This is a genomic window from Pseudonocardia halophobica, from assembly GCF_027922425.1.
GTDB classification, from domain to species: Bacteria; Actinomycetota; Actinomycetes; order Mycobacteriales; family Pseudonocardiaceae; genus Pseudonocardia; species Pseudonocardia halophobica.
The window spans coordinates 86737-103241 of record NZ_BSFQ01000016.1 but is presented as its reverse complement, the minus strand read 5'-3'; the positions used below and the strand labels follow the sequence as shown (position 1 = coordinate 103241).

Genomic DNA, 16505 nt, shown 5'->3' with positions numbered 1-16505 from the left:
GGGTGCTCTAGCATCTTTTCTGACACGGCGTCAGGAAGATTGCGGGAGGAACACCCATGGGCGAGCTCTCCACCGGCCTGCGCCGGGCCACGGCCGAGGTCCACGAGCGCGCCCACCACTCCACCTACATGGCCGCCCTGCTCGACGGGCGCCTCCCCCTGTCGGCGTACACGCTGCTCGCCGAGCAGTACCTCGCGGTCTACGGCGCCCTCGAGGCCGCGGGCGACGCGCTGGCCGCCGACCCCGCCGCCGGGCCCTTCGTGATCGACGAGCTGCGCCGGCTGCCCGCGCTGCGGCGGGACGTCGAGGCCCTCGGCGGGTCCGTCGACGCGCCCCGGGTGCTGCCCGCGACCGCGGCCTACGTGGCCCGGCTGCGCGAGGCGGCCACCGACGCGCCGGTCTTCGTGGCCCACCACTACACCCGCTACCTGGGCGATCTCGCCGGCGGCCAGGTCGTCGGCAAGCTCCTGGAGCGCACCTACGGCGTGACCGGGCCCGGCGCGCTGTTCTACGACTTCTCCGCGCTGGGCAGCCCGTCGAAGTTCCGCGTCCGCTACCGCGCGCTGCTCGACGGCGCCCCGTGGGACGAGATCGAGCAGCGCCGGGTGGCCGACGAGGCGGTCCGGGCATTCGAGCTGAACATCGCGATGCTCGACGGGATGGCCGAGGCGACGGGCCTGCCCGCCGCGGCCTGACCCGCGGCCCGTCCGGCCGCGGCCCGGTTCAGAAGACGATCACGCCCCGCAGGTTGCGGCCGGCGTGCATGTCGTCGAAGCCGGTGGCGACCTCGTCGAGGGTGTACCGGGTGGTGATCAGCTCGTCGAGCTTGAGCGCGCCCTGCCGGTACAGCTCCAGCTGCGCCGGGATGTCCGCGGTCGGGGCGCTGGCGCCGAACAGCGAGCCCTGCAGCCGCTTCTGGTAGAGCGTCAGCTCCATCAGCGGGATGTCGCCCTCGTGGGTGCGCACGTCGCCCAGCCCGACGACCACGCACGTCCCGCCCTTGCGCACCGCCCGCAGCGCCTGCCCGACATGGGCGCCCTTCGTCACCCCGACGCAGACGATCGACGCGTCCGCCCCCTGGCCGTTGGTCAGCGAGCGGCCGATCTCCGTGGCCTCGCGGATGTCCTCGACGGCGTGCGTCGCGCCGAGGCCGAGCGCCGACTCCCGTTTGAACGCGACCGGGTCGACGGCGATCACCGCGGACGCGCCGGCGTGCGCCGCGCCCTGCACCGCGTTGATCCCGATCCCGCCGATGCCCATCACGATCACGACCTGGCCGGGCCGCACCTCGGCCGAGTTGACGGCCGCACCCCACCCGGTGCCCACGCCGCAGCCGGTCAGGCAGGCGATCTCCAGCGGGATCGACGGGTCGACCTTCACCGCCGACGCCGTGGAGACGGTCGTGTACTCGCAGAAGGTGGACAGCCCGCACATCTGCCCGACCGGCTCGCCGTCGAGGGCGAGCCGGAACGACGTCGGGTCCTCCCAGCGCGCGTTCGTCGCCAGCGAGGCCCCGAGGTCGCAGAGGTTCTGCATGCCGTGCGCGCACCAGCGGCAGCGGCCGCACGCGGGCAGGAACGAGAACACGACGTGGTCGCCCTCGGCGAACCCGGTGGTCCCGGGGCCGACGGCCTCGACGATCCCGGACCCCTCGTGCCCGCCGGCGAACGGCAGGATCCCGACCTTCTGGTCCCCCGTGGCGTGGTGGTCGTCCGAGTGGCAGAGCCCGCTCGCGACCATCTTGACCCGGATCTCCCCTTGCCTCGGGTCGTCGACCTCCAGCTCGACGACCTCGAACCTGCCCGGGACCTCGCGCAGCACCGCGCCTCGCGTCAGCACGCGATCACGCTACGCCAGGAACGGCCTCAACCCACGCGTGCGGCGGCCTGCGTCACGCCCGGGCCGTCGAGGGCGTCGAGACCGGCGGGGCGGCCGGTGGCGAGCAGCAGCAGGTCGGCTGCGGGCCCGCGGACCTCCTCCCCCTCGCCCGCGGACCAGTCGGGGTCGGTGGCGCGCAGACGCAGGCCGGCGAACCGCTTCCGGGCGCCGTAGAACGAGCTGCCCCAGGCGTGGTCGAGGGCCGCGGCCACCGCCGGCGCGGGCATCTCGCGCGGGCGGCCGAGCGGGCGCGCGATGTCCTGGCCGTGGACGAGCATGTCCACCAGCGGGTCCGGCGGCTGCGTGCCGAGCGGGCGGTCTCGCGCAGCTGGGCGACCAGCTCCGCGGGCGTGTCCACCGGTCCCCTCGCGCCCCGCGGGCCGGACGGCCGCGGATGCGGCACTGTAGCGCCCCCGGAGGGCGCCGCCGCACGCGTCGGTCCACACTGGAACCCGTGCGACTCGTGCTGCTGGCCCACGCCGCCACCGAGGCCACCCGGCGGTCCGGGTTCGCCGACGACGAAGGGCTCGAGGCCGACGAGCTCCCCGTCCCGGCCCTCCCCCGCTACGAGGAGGTCCGCTGCGCGCCCTCGCTGCGCTGCCGGCAGACGGCCGACGCGCTGGGCCTGCCCGCCGCCGTCGACGCCGGCCTGACCGGCCTCGACCACGGCAGCTGGGCCGGCCGGGCGCTCGACGACGTCGCGGCCGCCGACCCGGACGGTCTCACCCGCTGGCTCACCGAACCCGACGCCGTGCCCCACGGCGGCGAGTCGATGGCCGCGTTCGTGGGGCGGATCGGCGGGTGGCTGCGGGCGGTGCCGAACCGGCCGGGCGGGCTGCTCGCCGTCGTCGACCCGGCGGTCGTGCGGGCCGCTCTGACCCACGCGCTCGGCTCCCCGGCGACGGCGGTCTGGCGCGTCGACGTCGATCCGCTGTCGGTGGCCGTGCTGGCCGGGGAGCCGGGCCGGTGGAACCTGCGCGAGCTGCGGACGGGCCCGGGGCGGGGCGCCGACGGCACCCCGCCCTGAGATCGCCGTACGTCCGCCGCGATCGTCAGGCCCGGCCGCCGGCCTCGACCGCGAGCGGCTGGTACTCCCGCCAGGAGGCGAGCCGGCTCTCGTAGTCCGCCTCCGCGATGGCCAGCGGGGCCTCGCCGAAGAAGGCCCGCAGCGGCGGGTTGTCGGAGTCGACCAGCTTGAGCACCGCGGCACTCGACGCCGCCGGGTCGCCCGACCCGGCCGTGCGCCGGCGACGCTGCTCCGCGGCCTTCTCGCGGAACTCGTCGTAGGCCGGGTCCGGGGTGGCGTGCTTCGCCGAGGCGCCGCCCCAGTCCGTGTCGAACCCGCCCGGCTCGATCAGCGTCACGTGCACGCCGAAGTCCGCGACTTCCTGGGCGAGGGCCTGGCTGAAGCCCTCGAGGGCCCACTTGGACGCGTTGTAGATCCCGATGTTCGGGAAGGCCGAGATCCCGCCGATCGAACTGACCTGCAGGATGCGCCCCGAGCCCTGCGCGCGCAGGTACGGCAGCGCCGCCTGGGTGACCCAGAGGGCGCCGAACACGTTCGTCTCGATCTGCGCGCGGGCCTCCTGCTCGGAGAGCTCCTCGATCATCCCGAACTGGCCGTACCCGGCGTTGTTCACCACGACGTCGAGCCGGCCGAAGTGCTCGTGCGCCTTCGCCACGGCGGCGAAGTCGGCCTCCCGGTCGGTGACGTCGAGCGTCAGCGGCAGGATCCTGTCGCCGTACTTCGCGACCAGGTCGTCCAGCGTGGACGCGTCGCGCGCGGTGGCCGCGACCGAGTCGCCGCGCTCCAGCGCCGCGATCGTCCACTCGCGCCCGAAGCCGCGGGACGAACCGGTGACGAACCAGACCTTCATGTCTCCACCTTCTCGAGGATCGGCAAGTCTGCCGTCCCGCACAAGGAGCGGAGGAGCCTCCGTATTTCGGCGGGTGGGCGCGCTCACACCCGCCGGCGGCGGACGGTCCGGTCGAGGATGCCCAGCGTCGCCTTGAGCGAGGCCTCGGAGACGATCGGGAAGATGTCCTTCTCCCGCCACTCCGGGGCGATGTCGGACCAGTCGTAGTACTGGACCACGCGGGTGCCGCCGTCGGCCGGCTCGAGACGGTAGCCGTAGACGTGCCCGATCGGCGGCCGGGCCACGCCGACGATCGTCCAGGCGATCTCGCGGTCCTGCTCGTAGCGGGTGATCGAGACCGTGACGTCGTACTTCCCCAGCTCCGGGATGTCGCCGAGGGCCTCGCGGTCCATGTGGACCACGAAGGTGTCCCCCACCGCCGAGACCGGCTCGCCGGTCGCGTCCATCAGCATCCCCGACGCGTCGACGTCGACGTGGCCCTGCGGGTCGCGCAGCACGGCGAACACCTCGCCCGGATCGGCGTCGACCGTGCGGGAGACCTCGATGCGCTCGCTCATGCCCGCACTCTGCACGGTGATCATCCGTACCGCTCGGCGAGCAGCCGCCCGATCCGCGCGAGCCCGGCACGGACCTCGACGTTGTCCACACCGTCGGACTCCACCTCCACGTACCCCGCCCACCCGGCCAGCTGCTCGGCCAGCGCGCCCGGGGTGTGCGCGGTGACCGTGACGCGCACGCGGCCGTCGCCGGCGTCGGCGACGTCCGGGCCGAGGTGGCGGCCGAACCGGTCGCGCAGCACGGGGACCAGCCGCGCCTCGACCAGCACCGTGGCGGTCGCCGAGGAGCGGCGGCGCTCCAGCAGCTCGACGGTCTCGCGCCACGCCTCGGTGAGGGACAGCTCGTCGGGCCGGTCCGCGGCGAGGTCGGTGAGCTCGGCGTCGGCGATCCGGTCGACGCGGAAGGTGCGGCGCCCGTCGGCCGTGCCGGCGAGCAGGTACCAGGTCGCCGACTTGTCGACGAGGCCCCACGGGTCGACGAGCCGCTCCCGCCCGCCGTAGCCGAACCGCACCTTGCGCCGCCGCACCACCGCCTCCTGCAGCAGGTCCACCCGGGCGTCGCGAGGCGCCTCCCGCTCGCCCCACCGCGCCGGGTCGACGAGCACGGCACCGGCCGCCGCCTCCGCCTCGGCCCGGAAGGTCTCGGGCAGGGCCCGGGTGAGCTTCCGCAGCGCCGAGCGCAGCTCGGGCGCGGCCCGCGCCTCCGGGCCGGCGAGCAGGAAGAGCGCCCGGGCCTCCCCCGCCGTCAGCCCGGTCAGGTCGGTGCGCGCCCCGCCCACCAGCGACCACCCGCCGCCGCGACCGGGCTGCGGGTAGACCGGCACGCCCGCGGCGGAGAGCGCCTCCAGGTCCCGGCGGGCGGTCGCGACCGAGATCTCGAGCTCCTCGGCCACCTGCCGGGCCGTCACGCGGCCGCGGGCCTGCATCAGCAGCAGGATCGCGACGAGTCGGTCGGCACGCACGGCCGGAAGTATCCTCCGGAAAGTGCTCATTCGGTGAGCACTTCCCGGGCGCATGCTCGCTCCGGACACCGGATCGAGGAGGACGACATGCTCCAGGGAATGGCCACCCAGAACTTCTTCGCCGCCGACCTCGGCGCCGCGCGCGCCTGGTACTCGGACCTCTTCGGCGCCGAGCCCTACTTCGTGGTGGAGGGCGGGTACATCGAGTGGCGCCTCGGCCCGCGCGAGGACGAGTTCGGGATCGTGAACGCCGCCTACGCCCCGCACCCGACCGGTACCCCCGCGGGATCGATCACCTTCTGGGCCGTCGACGACGTCGCCGCCGCCCTCGACGACCTGCTCGCCCGCGGCGCCACCGAGCACGACGACGTCCGCGAGCGCGGCCCCGGCTTCGTCACCGCCTCCGTGGTCGACCCGTTCGGCAACGTCCTCGGGATCATGGAGAACGTCCACTTCGCCGAGGGGGTCCGCGCCGCGGGCGGATGACGGGACCCGCTTGCCGTGTCGAACCCGGGATGGTCGGGTAGGGGTCAGGTGATCGGGGACACGGCGGACGGAGGAGCACAGATGGCGATCGCGGACGTGGTGCGCAAGGTCCGGAGGCAGCCGCCGCCGGGGTCCGGCGACAACCTGCCGCACGTCGTGGTGGTCGGGGCCGGGTTCGCCGGGCACACCGCCGCGAAGGGGCTGCTGCGCCGGCTGCGCGGCCGGGCCCGCATCACCGTGATCGACCAGAACGACCACTTCCTCTACCTGCCGCTGCTGCCCGAGGTCGCGGTCGGCACGCTCGAGCCGCGGAGGATCGCGGTGCCGCTCGTGCAGTCGCTGCGCGGCGCGGAGATCGTGGTCGGCGAGGTGAAGCACATCGACGTCGACGCCCGCACCGTGACCTGGACCGACCAGGAGGGCGGCACCGGGCAGGTGTCCTACGACCGGCTCGTCCTCGCGGTCGGCAGCGTCAACAAGCTGCTGCCGGTGCCGGGCGTCGCGGAGTACGCGCACGGCTTCCGCGGGCTGCCCGAGGCCCTCTACCTGCGCGACCACATGACCCGGCAGATCGAGCTGGCGGCCACCGCGAGCGACCCGGCCGAGAAGGCGTCGCGCTGCACGTTCGTGGTGGTCGGGGCCGGCTACACCGGCACCGAGGTGGCCGCGCAGGGCGCGTCGTTCACCGCGCAGCTGGCGAAGGACCACCCGTCGCTGCGGGACGTCCCGGTGCGCTGGATGCTGCTCGACATCGCGAAGCGGGTGCTGCCCGAGCTCGACGAGCGGCTCTCGCACACGGCGGACGCGGTGCTGCGCGAACGGGGCGTCGAGGTCCGCATGGGCCAGTCCGTGGCCGAGGCGCTGCCGAAGTGCGTGCGCCTCACCGACTCCGACGAGGAGGTGCCGACCCACACCCTCATCTGGTGCGTGGGGGTGCGGCCCGACCCGATCGTCGAGGACCTGGGCCTGCCGGCCGAGCGCGGCCGGCTCGTCGTCGGGACGGACCTGGCCGTGGCCGGGCACCCGGACATCGTGGCCTGCGGCGACGCGGCCGCCGTCCCGGACGTCACGCGGCCCGGCTCGGCCACCGCCATGACCGCCCAGCACGCCACCCGGCAGGGCGCGCTCGCCGCCCGCAACGTGGCCGCGTCGCTGGGCCACGGCGCGCCGCGGGCCTACAAGCACAGCGACCTCGGGTTCGTGGTCGAGCTGGGCGGCGTGGACGCGGCGGCGAACCCGCTCGGCGTGCCGCTGTCCGGGCTGCCCGCGACCGCGGTCACCCGCGGCTACCACCTGCTCTCCATGCCGGGCAACCGGATCCGGGTCGCCACGGACTGGCTGCTCGACGCCGTGCTCCCCCGCCAGGCCGTCGCGCTCGGCGTGGTGCGGGGGCAGCACGTGCCGCTGGACACGTCACCGGCGAAGGCGGGCTGATCCGCCGGGAGACACGGTTCACCGGCCCGTCCGCCGGGCATCCCGCCCGACATGAGGAGCCGAACCGACACGACACGCGCGGGCCGCGGGAGCTGGGACGTCGACCACCGGCGCAACGACGGACCTCCGGGGCGCGAGGCCGACAACCCGGTGCGGATCCCGCCCCGCGGCTGGCTGCAGGTGGTGAAGCGGGCCTGGGCCGAGGGCAAGGACGACAACGTCCCGATCCTGGCGGGCGGGGTCGCCTTCTTCGCCTTCCTGGCGCTCTTCCCCGCGATGATCGCGGCGCTCACGCTCTACGGCCTGGTCGCCGATCCGGCGCAGGTCGCGGCCCAGGTCAACGACCTCGCCGCCGCCCTGCCCGAGACCGCCCGCCCGATCATCACCGACCAGCTCAACGCCGTCGCCAACAGCAGCGACCGCGCCCTGGGCATCGGCTTGGTCGTGTCGATCCTGGCGGCCCTGTGGAGCGCCTCGGGCGGCACGATGAACCTGATCAAGGCCACGAACCTGGCCTACGACGAGAAGGAGACCCGCGGGTTCCTCAAGCTCCGCGGCACCGCGCTGGCCCTGACCCTCGGCGCGGTGGTGTTCGTGCTGCTCGCGGTGGCGCTCGTGGCGGTCGTGCCCCCGGTGTTCGACGCGCTCGGCCTCGGCGGCATCGCGCTCGTCGTCGCGCAGATCATCCGCTGGGCGCTGCTGGTGGCGCTGGTGGTCGTGGCCCTCGCGGTCGTCTACCGGGTCGCCCCGGACCGCGACGCACCCCGCTTCGCCTGGGTCAGCACCGGCGCGCTGGTCGCGACGCTCCTGTGGATCATCGGCAGTCTCGCCTTCAGCTTCTACGTGAACAACTTCGGCAGCTACAACAAGACCTACGGCGCCCTGGCCGGCGTCATCGTCCTGATGCTGTGGCTGTACCTGACCAGCTACATCGTGCTGCTGGGCGCGGAGATCAACGCCGAGAGCGAGCGGCAGACCGAGCAGGACACCACCAAGGGCGAGCCGCTGCCGATGGGCGAGCGCGGCGCGACGGCGGCCGACACCATCGCCGACCCGCCGGAGCCGCAGAAGGAGAACCGGCAGGGGGCGAACCGGTAGCCGGCCCGGTCAGGCGCGGCCGCGGATCCGCGGCACCCCGGCCAGCAGCCCCCGCTGCGGGACGCCGTCGACCGGTTCGGCGGCGGCGCCCGCCTCGGCGAGCACGTCGTTGGCGGCCAGGACCCCGGACATCGCCGCCCGCTCCATGAGCCCGGCGAGGTAGGGCAGCTCCACGAAGTCCCCCGCGACGCGCACCCCGCGGGCGTCGGTGCGCACCCCCGGGCGGGTCCCGGCCCGCCCCGGCGGGAAGGCCGGGGCCGTGGCCTCGTGCCGCTGGTGGGTGTGCAGCACCTCGGCCCCGCCGACCTCCGGCCAGAGCCCGACGAGCTCGGCGTACATCGCCCCGGTCGCCGCCTTGGCGTCGGGCTCGGGGCAGGCGTAGGAGTGCAGCTCGACGACCGACCCGCCGGTCCGGGCCGCCCACTCGGCCGACGGCGCCTCCAGCCGCGAGTACACCGTGATCGAGTCGAGGGTGCGCTCCCCGCTGACCGCGCTGAACACCGCCCGCGCCGGCGCGACGTCCCGGTCGAGCCACAGGCGCGTCACGGCGAAGGGCGGTGCGGTCCCCAGCCCCGCACAGTGGGCCGCGAGCCGCGGGGCCGATGCCGCCGCCGCGGGCGAGGCCCCGAGGAGCCCGCGCAGCCCGGCGGGGTCCAGGGCGAGCACGACGTGCCGGGTGGTCAGGTCGCCGGCGTCCGTGGCCAGCCGCCACCCCTGACCGTCGGGCTCGAGGCGGGTGACCCGGCTGCCGGTCCGCACCTCCGCCCCGTGCGCGCGCAGGTGCGCGGCGAGCGGGTCCCAGATCGCGGTCCGGTGGTCGGTGACCGGGGCGTCGAAGCCGATGCCCTCCGGGTTGCCCAGGAAGTAGTAGTGGAACATCGCGACCAGCTCGCCCGCGGAGAGCCCGTCCTGGTCGCAGAAGAAGGACCGGGCGAAGGCCTCGAACAGCATCCCGCGGGTGCGCTCGGACATCCCGAGCCGGTCGAGGAAGGCGGCGGCGTCGACGCCGTCGAGCTCCGCGGTCGTCGTCGCGCGGTCGTAGGCGAGGAGGGCACGACCGGCGTCGGGGTCGGCGCCCGCCATGTCCCGCCAGCTCAGGCTCTTCGAGCGCAGGATCAGCGTGAGCAGGTTGAGCGGCGGCGCGGCGGGCAGGCCGGAGAGGTCCTCGTCCGGCCACCGCCGCGAGATCACCGGATAGCCGTCGACCGGCCCCAGGAACCCCAGCCCGGGATCGATCCGGCCCAGCACCGCCCGCCAGGTGTAGTAGTGCCGGAAGAAGGCGTGGAACCCGTGCTCGACGACCTGCTCGGTCCCGTCCGGCAGCACCTCGGGCCACGCGCCGAGCCGACCGCCGAGGTGCTCGGCGGCCTCCAGCAGCCGCACCCGCACACCGCGCTCCGCGAGCACCACCGCGGCGCTGACGCCCGCCACCCCCGCCCCGACGACCACCGCCTCGGTCCCGGGCGGCACCTCCCGCGGCAGCGCCGGGTCGGGCACGACGAGGCGGCGCCGGCGCATCCGCAGCGGGGCGGCCCGGCTCGTCAGCGGATCGGTCATCGCCGGGCTCCCGCGAACCGCGGCAGGGCCGCGCGGGCGAACGGGACGGCGACGGCCCCCATCAGCACGCCGCCGACGAGCGCCGAGCCCGGCAGGCCGAAGAAGGCCAGGTGGGCGAGCACCGAGGAGCCGTAGACCCACAGGTAGAGCGCCGTGGCCGGGGCGGACGGGCGCTCGTGGGCGGGCAGGACGGCGTGCAGCGCCGCGACGACCAGCGCGGAGACCAGCAGCCAACCCGCGTAGTTGGTCAACGGGATCCCGGGGATCAGCGGCAACCCGGGCCCGGGGTCGAGCCAGCGCCAGTGCCCCGCGTCGACCATCTGCGGGTCGAGGAAGACGTCCCAGGCCGCCAGCGCGACCGCTCCGACCGCGACGACGCCGACGCGCGACCGCGCCAGCGTCCGCCCGACGACGAGCGCGGGCCAGGCCATCATCGTCCACGCCAGCGGCACGACCACGGGCACGTCGAGCAGCTCCGGCCCCAGGGTGCCGGTGTAGGCGTAGGCGCCGAACGGGATGCCCGTGCGCAGCCCGACGGCCTCGGCCACCAGCCCGCCCCCGCCGGCCACGGCGAGGAGCAGCAGGCCGCCGCGGGCGCCGTGCAGCCGGGTGGCGTCGCACAGCGAGGCCGCGGCGAACACCACGACCGAGAGCACGGTCACCTGCGTGCGCAGCGCCTCCGGGGTGAGCGGGTAGGCGATCTGGACCAGCACCGCGCCCGCCACGAGCATCCAGGTCAACCCGGGCGTGCGCCCGCGCACGAGGGGAGCGGTTCGGAGCACGCGTCGTCCTTCCAGGGGCACGGGACCGGGCGCGGGGCCACCCGGGCCCCCCGACCTTCCCGCGTGTGCGACGGGTCCGCGACTCGAACGCCCGGCCGGGTGGTCGAGTCGCGGGCCCGGCCGGTGGCTCCTAGGGTTCGGCCGTGACCGCCGCGCGCCTTCCCGGACCGCTCCGGGCCGCGGCCACCGCCGGCTCCGCGCTCGCCGTCCTCGGCACCCTGCACCAGCTGCGCAACCAACGGCTGCTGCGCACCCCGCCCGCCGCTCCCCCGCCGGTCACCGTGCCCGTCTCGCTCCTGGTGCCGGCCCGCGACGAGGCCCACCGCATCGGCCCGACGATCCGGTCGCTGTGCGCGCAGACCGGGCTGGCGGAGGCCGAGATCCTCGTGCTCGACGACGGCTCCACGGACGGCACCGCCGCGGTCGTCCGGGCGGCGGCCGGCGGCGATCCGCGGCTGCGGGTGCTCACCGGTACCTCGCCCCCGCCCGGCCGGCTCGGCAAGCCGCACGCCTGCGCCCAGCTCGCCGCCGCGGCCCGGGGGGAGGTGCTGGTGTTCGTCGACGCGGACGTCGTCCTCGCCCCGCACGCGGTGGCCGCGGCGGTCGCCGTGCTCCGCGGGCCCGCCCCGCTCGACCTGCTCTGCCCCTGGCCCCGGCAGGTCGCCGAGGGGGTCGCCGCCCGGCTCGTCCAGCCGCTGCTGGCCTGGTCCTGGCTGGTCACGCTGCCGCTGCGGGTCGCCGAGCGGTCGGGCCGGCCGTCCATGGTCGCTGCCAACGGGCAGCTCCTCCTGGTCGAGGCGGCCGCGCTCGCGCGGGCCGGCGGCTGGGAGGCAGTGGCCGGCGCGGTGCTCGACGACATCGCACTGGCCCGCGCGGTCCGGCGAGCCGGCGGGCGGACGGGGGTCGCCGACGGCTCCGCGCTCGCCACCTGCCGGATGTACGACGACGGGCTGCAGCTCGCCGCGGGCTACCGCAAGTCGCTGTGGGCGGCGTTCGGGTCCGCCCCGGGCGCAGCCGCGGTGGCCGCCCTGCTCGCACTGGTCTACGTCCTGCCCGCGGTCGCGGCCCTGCGCGGCTCGCGGGCGGGCGCGCTGGGGTACGCCGCGGGCGTCGCGAGCCGGGTGCTCGCCGCCCGCCGGACCGGCGCCCGCACCTGGCCCGACGCCGCCGCCCACCCCGTCTCGATCGCCGCGCTCCTCGGGCTGCTCGCCTCCTCGTGGGCGGGGCGACGGGCGGGCACGCTGAGCTGGAAGGGCCGCACACTGTGAGCCGGGTGGTGGTCGTCGGCGCCGGGGTCGGGGGGCTGGCCGCGGCGGCCCGGCTGGCGGCCCTGGGGCACGAGGTGGCGCTGCACGAGCGTGCGGACACCCACGGCGGCAAGCTCGGCGTCGCCGAGGTCGGCGGGTTCACGTTCGACACCGGACCCTCGCTGCTCACCCTGCCCGCAGTGCTCGAGGACGTCTTCGCGGCGACCGGCGGACCGTCCGGGCTGGTCGTGGAGCCGGTGGATCCGGTGTGCGCCTACACGTTCGGCGACGGCACCCGGCTCGAGATGCCGCACGATCCGGACGCCGTGCCGGCCGCCCTCGACGCCGCGCTCGGCCCCGGCTCCGGCGCCGCCTGGCGGGCGCTGTACGAGCGGTCCGGGCGGCTCTGGGACCTCGTCGGCGAGCCCGTGCTGCGCCGCCCGCTCGACCTGCGCACGCTGCTGCGGATGTCGGCGCGGCTGCAGGACCTGCGGGCCGTCGCGCCGTGGCGGACGCTCGACGGGCTCGGTCGTGCGCTCCTGCCCGACCCGCGGCTGCGCACCTGGTTCGCCCGCTACGCGACCTACTCCGGCTCGGACTTCCGCCGCACGCCCGCGGTGCTGTCCGTGACGCCGTACGTCGAGCAGCGGTTCGGCGGCTGGTACGTCCGCGGCGGGCTGCGCCGCATCGCAGACGTGCTCCTCGAGCGGTGTCGGGCGCTGGGCGTCGCCGTGCACCTCGGGTCCGAGGTCGAGGCGGTGACCGTCGCGGACGGGGCCGTGCGGGGCGTCCGGGTCGGCGGCCACGAGGTTCCGGCCGACGTCGTCGTGTGCAACGCCGACGCCTCCGTGCTCTACGAACGGCTGCTGCCCGTCGGGACCGCGCGGCGGGCTCGCCGCGACCTCCGCCGCGCCCCGCGCTCGCTGGCCGGGTTCGTCCTGCTGCTGGGCCTCGACGGCCGCGATCCCGGCCCCGCACACCGCGTCTGGTTCCCGCGGGACCACGCCGCCGAGTTCGACGCGATCTTCGCGCGGCGCCCCCGGCCCGTCCCCGACCCGACGATCTACGTGCACGCCCCGGACGACCCCGCCCTCCGGCCGGACGACGCGGGCGAGGGCTGGTTCGTGCTGGTCAACGCGCCCGTGCACGACCCCGGCCGCGGCGTGGACTGGGACGGGCCCGGGCTGCGGGAGCGCTACGCCGACCACGTCCTCGCCACGCTGGCCGCGCGCGGCACGGACGTCCGGGACCGGATCCGCGTCCGGGAGATCCGCACGCCGGCCGATCTCGAACGGAACACGGGCGCTCCCGGCGGGGCGATCTACGGCACCGCCTCGCACGGGCCGCGTGCCGCGCTGCGCCGCCCGGCCAACCGCTCCCCCGTCCCCGGGCTCTACCTGGTCGGCGGCTCGGCGCACCCGGGCGGCGGGCTGCCGCTCGTGCTGCTCTCCGCCGAGATCACGGCCGGGCTCATCGGTCCGGCGGGAAGTCAGGCGGGATCGCGCGCAGGATCCCCGCCACGAGCTGCACGAGTCCCAGCACGCCCACGACCGTCCAGGCGACCACGAGCACCATGGCCCAGTCCCAGCCGGTGAGCGGCGTGCCCGCGGGCAGCGCCCCCGCCCCCAGCGCGGCCACCGCCACGACGATCACCCGGGTCGGCCGCTCGGCCACCGTCACCGCGCCGACCCCGGGCATCCCGACGGACTGCGCCCGCGCCCGCAGGTACTCGTGCAGCAGCACCAGCGCCGCGGCGGCCACCGCCCACGCCACCGGCGCAGCGAGCGCCACCAGCACCGCGACCAGCAGGAGGTCGCCCACGCGGTCCGCCGCGGCGTCGACGACCGCGCCGAGCGGCCGGGCCCGGCCGGTGCGCAGGGCCACGGCGCCGTCGAGCCCGTCGAGGATGCCGCCGGCCACCACCAGCGCGGCGGCGAGCAGGGGCCAGCGCCCACCCGCGGCGGCGGCGCCCCACGCGCCGGCCAGCACCAGCACCCCCGCCAGCGACAGCAGGTCCGGGGGTACGCGGCCGGCCGGACCCGCGGCGAGCCCCTGCACCAGGCGCAGCCACCCGCGCACCACCGCCGACGGCCGCACGCCGGAGTGCAGGGCGGACCACCCCGCGGCACCTGTCCGTGGCTCCTCCACGGCGCCAGCCTCGCACCGCCGTGCGGTCCGCGCCCGCCACGGGAGCGGCCGATGACCTCGGAACGCACGCCACGCGCCCTCCTGCGCGAGACGGCCCGGTCCTTCCCGGGCAGCGACGTCGCGCTGTGGGCCGCCGGTGCCACGTTCTTCGGGCTGCTCGGCCTGGTCCCGCTCGCGCTGGTCTCGTTGCGGGTCGCGGGGGTGCTCGTCGGGCCGGACGCGCTGCGGGCCGGCATGGACACCGCGATCTCCGGGCTCCCGGGCGGGCACGGGACCCCCGCGGCGCTGCGCACGCTGACCGCGACGGCGCTCGACATGTCGTGGGTGCAGACGCTCGTCGTGCTCTTCCCGGCCAGCCTCTACGGCGAGGGGTTGCGCCGCGCGTTCCTGCAGCTCTCCCCCGCCCGGGACCGGTTCACCGGGTGGCGGGGGCGGCTGGGCCTGCTCGCGCTCGCCGTCGTCGCCCCCGTGCTGGTGCTCGCCGTGCTCGCCGCCGCCCCGCTCGTCGCGCCCCTCTACCTGCGCGGCGGGTGGTGGCTGGTGCTGGGCGTGGTCGTCGCCTTCCACGTCGTGTGGGTCACCGTGTCGGTGGCCCTGGTGCTGGTGTTCCGGCTGGTCGGCCCCGGCCGGATCGGGTGGAAGGCGCTACTGCTCGGCGGGTTCGGCACCGGGTCCGTGCTCGCCGGGTTCCTGCAGGGGTTCCTGCTGTTCCTCGCCATCCCCGTCGAGTGGTCGGCGCCGTTCGGCGGGCTCCCGATCGTCGGCGCGGTGTCGGCGCTCGCGCTGTGGCTCTACCTGCTGCACGTCCTGCTGCTCGCGGGCTACCGGGCCACGCTCGTGGCCGACGACGTCCTGCGCGGCTGACTTCCCCCGCGTCGACTCGCGCGGGGCCCGATCCCGGGTCATGCTCGACATGAACAACGTGTGGCGCGGTACGCGCCCGCGGTCGGACCCGGACGGACGGAGCGGACATGACGGCCGTGGCGCCCCCGGCGGCAGAAACCCGGACCGAGACCGGGATGGATTCCCGGACGGATTCCCGCGCGGACACCCGCCCCGGCAGCCGGCACTCCGCGCAGCTCCCGCGCCTGCGCACCCTGCACGCCATGGCGGCGGACGACCCGCGCCGGAGCGCGCTGCGCAACTCGATCGCGGAGGCCTACCTGCCCATCGCCGAGCGGATGGCCCGCGGGCAGGCCGGCGCCTCCCCGGCGGCCTACGACGACCTGCTCCAGGTCGCGCGGCTCGCCCTGCTCACGGCCGTCGACCGGTGGGACCCCGAACGCGGCGACGGCACGGACTTCGTCGGCTACCTCGTCCCGTGCATCCGCGGCGAGTTCCTGCACCACGTCCGCGACCGGACCTGGGTCGTCCGGGTGCCGCGCCGGGTCAAGGAGATGGCCACCCGGGTCAACCGCGAGACCTCCGCCCTCCACCAACGCCTGGGCCGGTCGCCGCGGCCCAGCGAGATCGCCGAGGCCCTCGGCGTCGACCGCGAGGTCGTGCTGGAGGTCCTGCTCGCCCAGGGCTACCAGGCCGCGGACTCGCTCGACGAACGGCGCGGCCCCGGCGAGCCCGACGACGCCCGGCTCGGCGACCTCGACGCCGCCCTCGACCGCGCCGAGGACCGCGCCACGCTGCGCCCGCTCCTCGCGGCCCTGCCCGAACGCGAGCGGACCATCGTCGGCCTGCGGTTCGTCGACCAGCTGACCCAGTCGGAGATCGCGCGCCGGGTCGGGATCTCGCAGATGCACGTCTCGCGGCTGCTCGCCCGCAGCCTCGCGACCCTGCGGGCCCACGCCACACGGGACCACGCGGGACACCACGTTGGACACCACGTTTGACGAGCGCGTTCCGGACCTATCCCACAGGAGACCCCTGAACCGGGACGACAGGAAGGACACCATGACCAGCACCGAGTCCCGTCAGCAGATCCACTACACCGTCCCCGGCATGAAGACCGACCAGGCCGCCGAGGTCGTCACCCTCCTGCAGGACCGCCTGAACGCCCTCAACGACCTGGCGCTGACGCTCAAGCACGTGCACTGGAACGTGGTCGGGCCGAACTTCATCGCGGTGCACACCATGCTCGACCCCCAGGTGGAGGGCGTCCGCGGGATGGTCGACGACGTCGCCGAGCGGATCGCCACCCTCGGCGGCTCGCCCTGCGGGACCCCGGGCGCCCTGGTCGCGCAGCGCAGCTGGGACGACTACTCGATCGGCCGGAGCGACGCGATCGCCCACCTCGGCGCCCTCGACCTCGTCTACGCCGGCGTGATCGAGGACCACCGCACCGCGATCGAGAAGACCGAGGAGCCGGACCCGGTCACCCAGGACATGCTCATCGCCCAGGCCGGCGAGCTCGAGCAGTACCAGTGGTTCGTCCGCGCCCACCTGGAGAACGCCGACGGCTCCCTGCGCTCGGCGAGCGCGGACACCGAGGTCGACGCGGCGAAGGCCGCCGGCCGCTGACCCCCGC

At 75.9% G+C, this 16505-nt stretch carries 17 protein-coding genes and 1 pseudogene; 10 read left to right on the top strand and 8 right to left on the bottom strand.

The window, feature by feature from the left end; genetic code table 11:
* The first annotated feature begins 56 nt into the window (after positions 1–56).
* Positions 57–695, top strand: coding sequence for a biliverdin-producing heme oxygenase (locus PKE99_RS19560; RefSeq protein ID WP_037047254.1), 639 nt, complete (start codon positions 57–59; stop codon positions 693–695).
* Between the two features lie 28 nt (positions 696–723).
* Here PKE99_RS19560 and PKE99_RS19555 read toward each other — a convergent pair whose 3' ends face one another.
* Positions 724–1839, bottom strand: a complete 1116-nt coding sequence (locus PKE99_RS19555) for an NDMA-dependent alcohol dehydrogenase (protein WP_037047256.1) — start codon at positions 1837–1839, stop codon at positions 724–726.
* A 26-nt stretch (positions 1840–1865) separates the two neighbouring features.
* Complete coding sequence (locus PKE99_RS19550) at positions 1866–2162, bottom strand: maleylpyruvate isomerase family mycothiol-dependent enzyme (RefSeq protein ID WP_051737603.1); 297 nt, start codon at positions 2160–2162, stop codon at positions 1866–1868.
* Between the two features lie 170 nt (positions 2163–2332).
* Between PKE99_RS19550 and PKE99_RS19545 the strand changes: the two genes are divergently transcribed.
* Positions 2333–2905: a histidine phosphatase family protein gene (locus tag PKE99_RS19545; RefSeq protein WP_037047257.1), complete on the top strand. Its 573-nt coding sequence runs from the start codon at positions 2333–2335 to the stop codon at positions 2903–2905.
* A 25-nt stretch (positions 2906–2930) separates the two neighbouring features.
* Here PKE99_RS19545 and PKE99_RS19540 read toward each other — a convergent pair whose 3' ends face one another.
* The 3 genes from PKE99_RS19540 to PKE99_RS19530 all read right to left on the bottom strand — a co-directional run bounded on the left by PKE99_RS19540 (position 2931) and on the right by PKE99_RS19530 (position 5274).
* Entirely contained in the window at positions 2931–3755 is an 825-nt protein-coding gene (locus tag PKE99_RS19540; RefSeq protein ID WP_037047259.1) for an SDR family oxidoreductase, read from the bottom strand.
* An 83-nt stretch (positions 3756–3838) separates the two neighbouring features.
* Complete coding sequence (locus PKE99_RS19535; RefSeq protein ID WP_037047426.1) at positions 3839–4312, bottom strand: SRPBCC family protein; 474 nt, start codon at positions 4310–4312, stop codon at positions 3839–3841.
* A gap of 20 nt (positions 4313–4332) precedes the next feature.
* On the bottom strand, positions 4333–5274 hold the full coding sequence (locus PKE99_RS19530) for a helix-turn-helix transcriptional regulator (protein WP_037047262.1): 942 nt from the start codon (positions 5272–5274) through the stop codon (positions 4333–4335).
* 87 nt (positions 5275–5361) lie between these two features.
* On the opposite strand from PKE99_RS19530, the gene PKE99_RS19525 reads away from it, so the two are divergent.
* From PKE99_RS19525 to PKE99_RS19515, 3 genes are all read left to right on the top strand, one after another.
* The gene (locus PKE99_RS19525) at positions 5362–5760 is read left to right on the top strand and encodes a VOC family protein (RefSeq protein ID WP_037047263.1); all 399 of its coding nucleotides are present in this window, start codon (positions 5362–5364) and stop codon (positions 5758–5760) included.
* Positions 5761–5841: 81 nt separating this feature from the next.
* Positions 5842–7194: an NAD(P)/FAD-dependent oxidoreductase gene (locus PKE99_RS19520; protein WP_081924225.1), complete on the top strand. Its 1353-nt coding sequence runs from the start codon at positions 5842–5844 to the stop codon at positions 7192–7194.
* A gap of 51 nt (positions 7195–7245) precedes the next feature.
* Positions 7246–8292: a YihY/virulence factor BrkB family protein gene (locus PKE99_RS19515; protein WP_051737605.1), complete on the top strand. Its 1047-nt coding sequence runs from the start codon at positions 7246–7248 to the stop codon at positions 8290–8292.
* A gap of 9 nt (positions 8293–8301) precedes the next feature.
* Here PKE99_RS19515 and PKE99_RS19510 read toward each other — a convergent pair whose 3' ends face one another.
* Both PKE99_RS19510 and PKE99_RS19505 read right to left on the bottom strand, forming a co-directional pair.
* Positions 8302–9849, bottom strand: a complete 1548-nt coding sequence (locus PKE99_RS19510) for an FAD-dependent oxidoreductase (protein ID WP_037047265.1) — start codon at positions 9847–9849, stop codon at positions 8302–8304.
* Positions 9846–10631, bottom strand: a complete 786-nt coding sequence (locus tag PKE99_RS19505; protein WP_231498255.1) for a carotenoid biosynthesis protein — start codon at positions 10629–10631, stop codon at positions 9846–9848. The genes PKE99_RS19510 and PKE99_RS19505 overlap by 4 nt, the downstream gene beginning before the upstream one ends.
* Positions 10632–10774: 143 nt before the next feature.
* Here PKE99_RS19505 and PKE99_RS19500 point away from each other — a divergent pair, with 143 nt between their 5' ends.
* Both PKE99_RS19500 and PKE99_RS19495 read left to right on the top strand, forming a co-directional pair.
* Complete coding sequence (locus PKE99_RS19500; RefSeq protein ID WP_037047266.1) at positions 10775–11899, top strand: glycosyltransferase family 2 protein; 1125 nt, start codon at positions 10775–10777, stop codon at positions 11897–11899.
* A gap of 5 nt (positions 11900–11904) precedes the next feature.
* Complete coding sequence (locus PKE99_RS19495; RefSeq protein WP_231498256.1) at positions 11905–13473, top strand: phytoene desaturase family protein; 1569 nt, start codon at positions 11905–11907, stop codon at positions 13471–13473.
* 37 nt (positions 13474–13510) lie between these two features.
* On the opposite strand, the pseudogene PKE99_RS38845 reads toward PKE99_RS19495, so the two are convergent.
* Positions 13511–13867, bottom strand: a pseudogene (locus PKE99_RS38845) (CDP-alcohol phosphatidyltransferase family protein); the annotation flags it as partial.
* A 210-nt stretch (positions 13868–14077) separates the two neighbouring features.
* Between PKE99_RS38845 and PKE99_RS19485 the strand changes: the two are divergent.
* The 3 genes from PKE99_RS19485 (at position 14078) to PKE99_RS19475 (ending at position 16498) form a co-directional block, all read left to right on the top strand.
* Positions 14078–14890 carry a YhjD/YihY/BrkB family envelope integrity protein gene (locus PKE99_RS19485; RefSeq protein ID WP_037047436.1) on the top strand — a complete coding sequence of 271 codons (813 nt, stop codon included), beginning with the start codon at positions 14078–14080 and terminating at the stop codon, positions 14888–14890.
* Between the two features lie 155 nt (positions 14891–15045).
* Positions 15046–15870, top strand: a complete 825-nt coding sequence (locus tag PKE99_RS19480) for a sigma-70 family RNA polymerase sigma factor (protein ID WP_051737628.1) — start codon at positions 15046–15048, stop codon at positions 15868–15870.
* Positions 15871–15931: 61 nt separating this feature from the next.
* Positions 15932–16498 carry a Dps family protein gene (locus tag PKE99_RS19475; protein ID WP_037047268.1) on the top strand — a complete coding sequence of 189 codons (567 nt, stop codon included), beginning with the start codon at positions 15932–15934 and terminating at the stop codon, positions 16496–16498.
* Positions 16499–16505: the final 7 nt, after the last annotated feature.

Coding starts and splice junctions, on each gene's coding strand:
- PKE99_RS19560 (WP_037047254.1), top strand. CDS start 57: ATGGGCGAGCTCTCCACCGGCCTGCGCCGGGCCACGGCCGAGGTCCAC.
- PKE99_RS19540 (WP_037047259.1), bottom strand. CDS start 3,755: ATGAAGGTCTGGTTCGTCACCGGTTCGTCCCGCGGCTTCGGGCGCGAG.
- PKE99_RS19535 (WP_037047426.1), bottom strand. CDS start 4,312: ATGAGCGAGCGCATCGAGGTCTCCCGCACGGTCGACGCCGATCCGGGC.
- PKE99_RS19525 (WP_037047263.1), top strand. CDS start 5,362: ATGCTCCAGGGAATGGCCACCCAGAACTTCTTCGCCGCCGACCTCGGC.
- PKE99_RS19520 (WP_081924225.1), top strand. CDS start 5,842: ATGGCGATCGCGGACGTGGTGCGCAAGGTCCGGAGGCAGCCGCCGCCG.
- PKE99_RS19515 (WP_051737605.1), top strand. CDS start 7,246: ATGAGGAGCCGAACCGACACGACACGCGCGGGCCGCGGGAGCTGGGAC.
- PKE99_RS19510 (WP_037047265.1), bottom strand. CDS start 9,849: ATGACCGATCCGCTGACGAGCCGGGCCGCCCCGCTGCGGATGCGCCGG.
- PKE99_RS19485 (WP_037047436.1), top strand. CDS start 14,078: ATGACCTCGGAACGCACGCCACGCGCCCTCCTGCGCGAGACGGCCCGG.
- PKE99_RS19480 (WP_051737628.1), top strand. CDS start 15,046: ATGGATTCCCGGACGGATTCCCGCGCGGACACCCGCCCCGGCAGCCGG.
- PKE99_RS19475 (WP_037047268.1), top strand. CDS start 15,932: ATGACCAGCACCGAGTCCCGTCAGCAGATCCACTACACCGTCCCCGGC.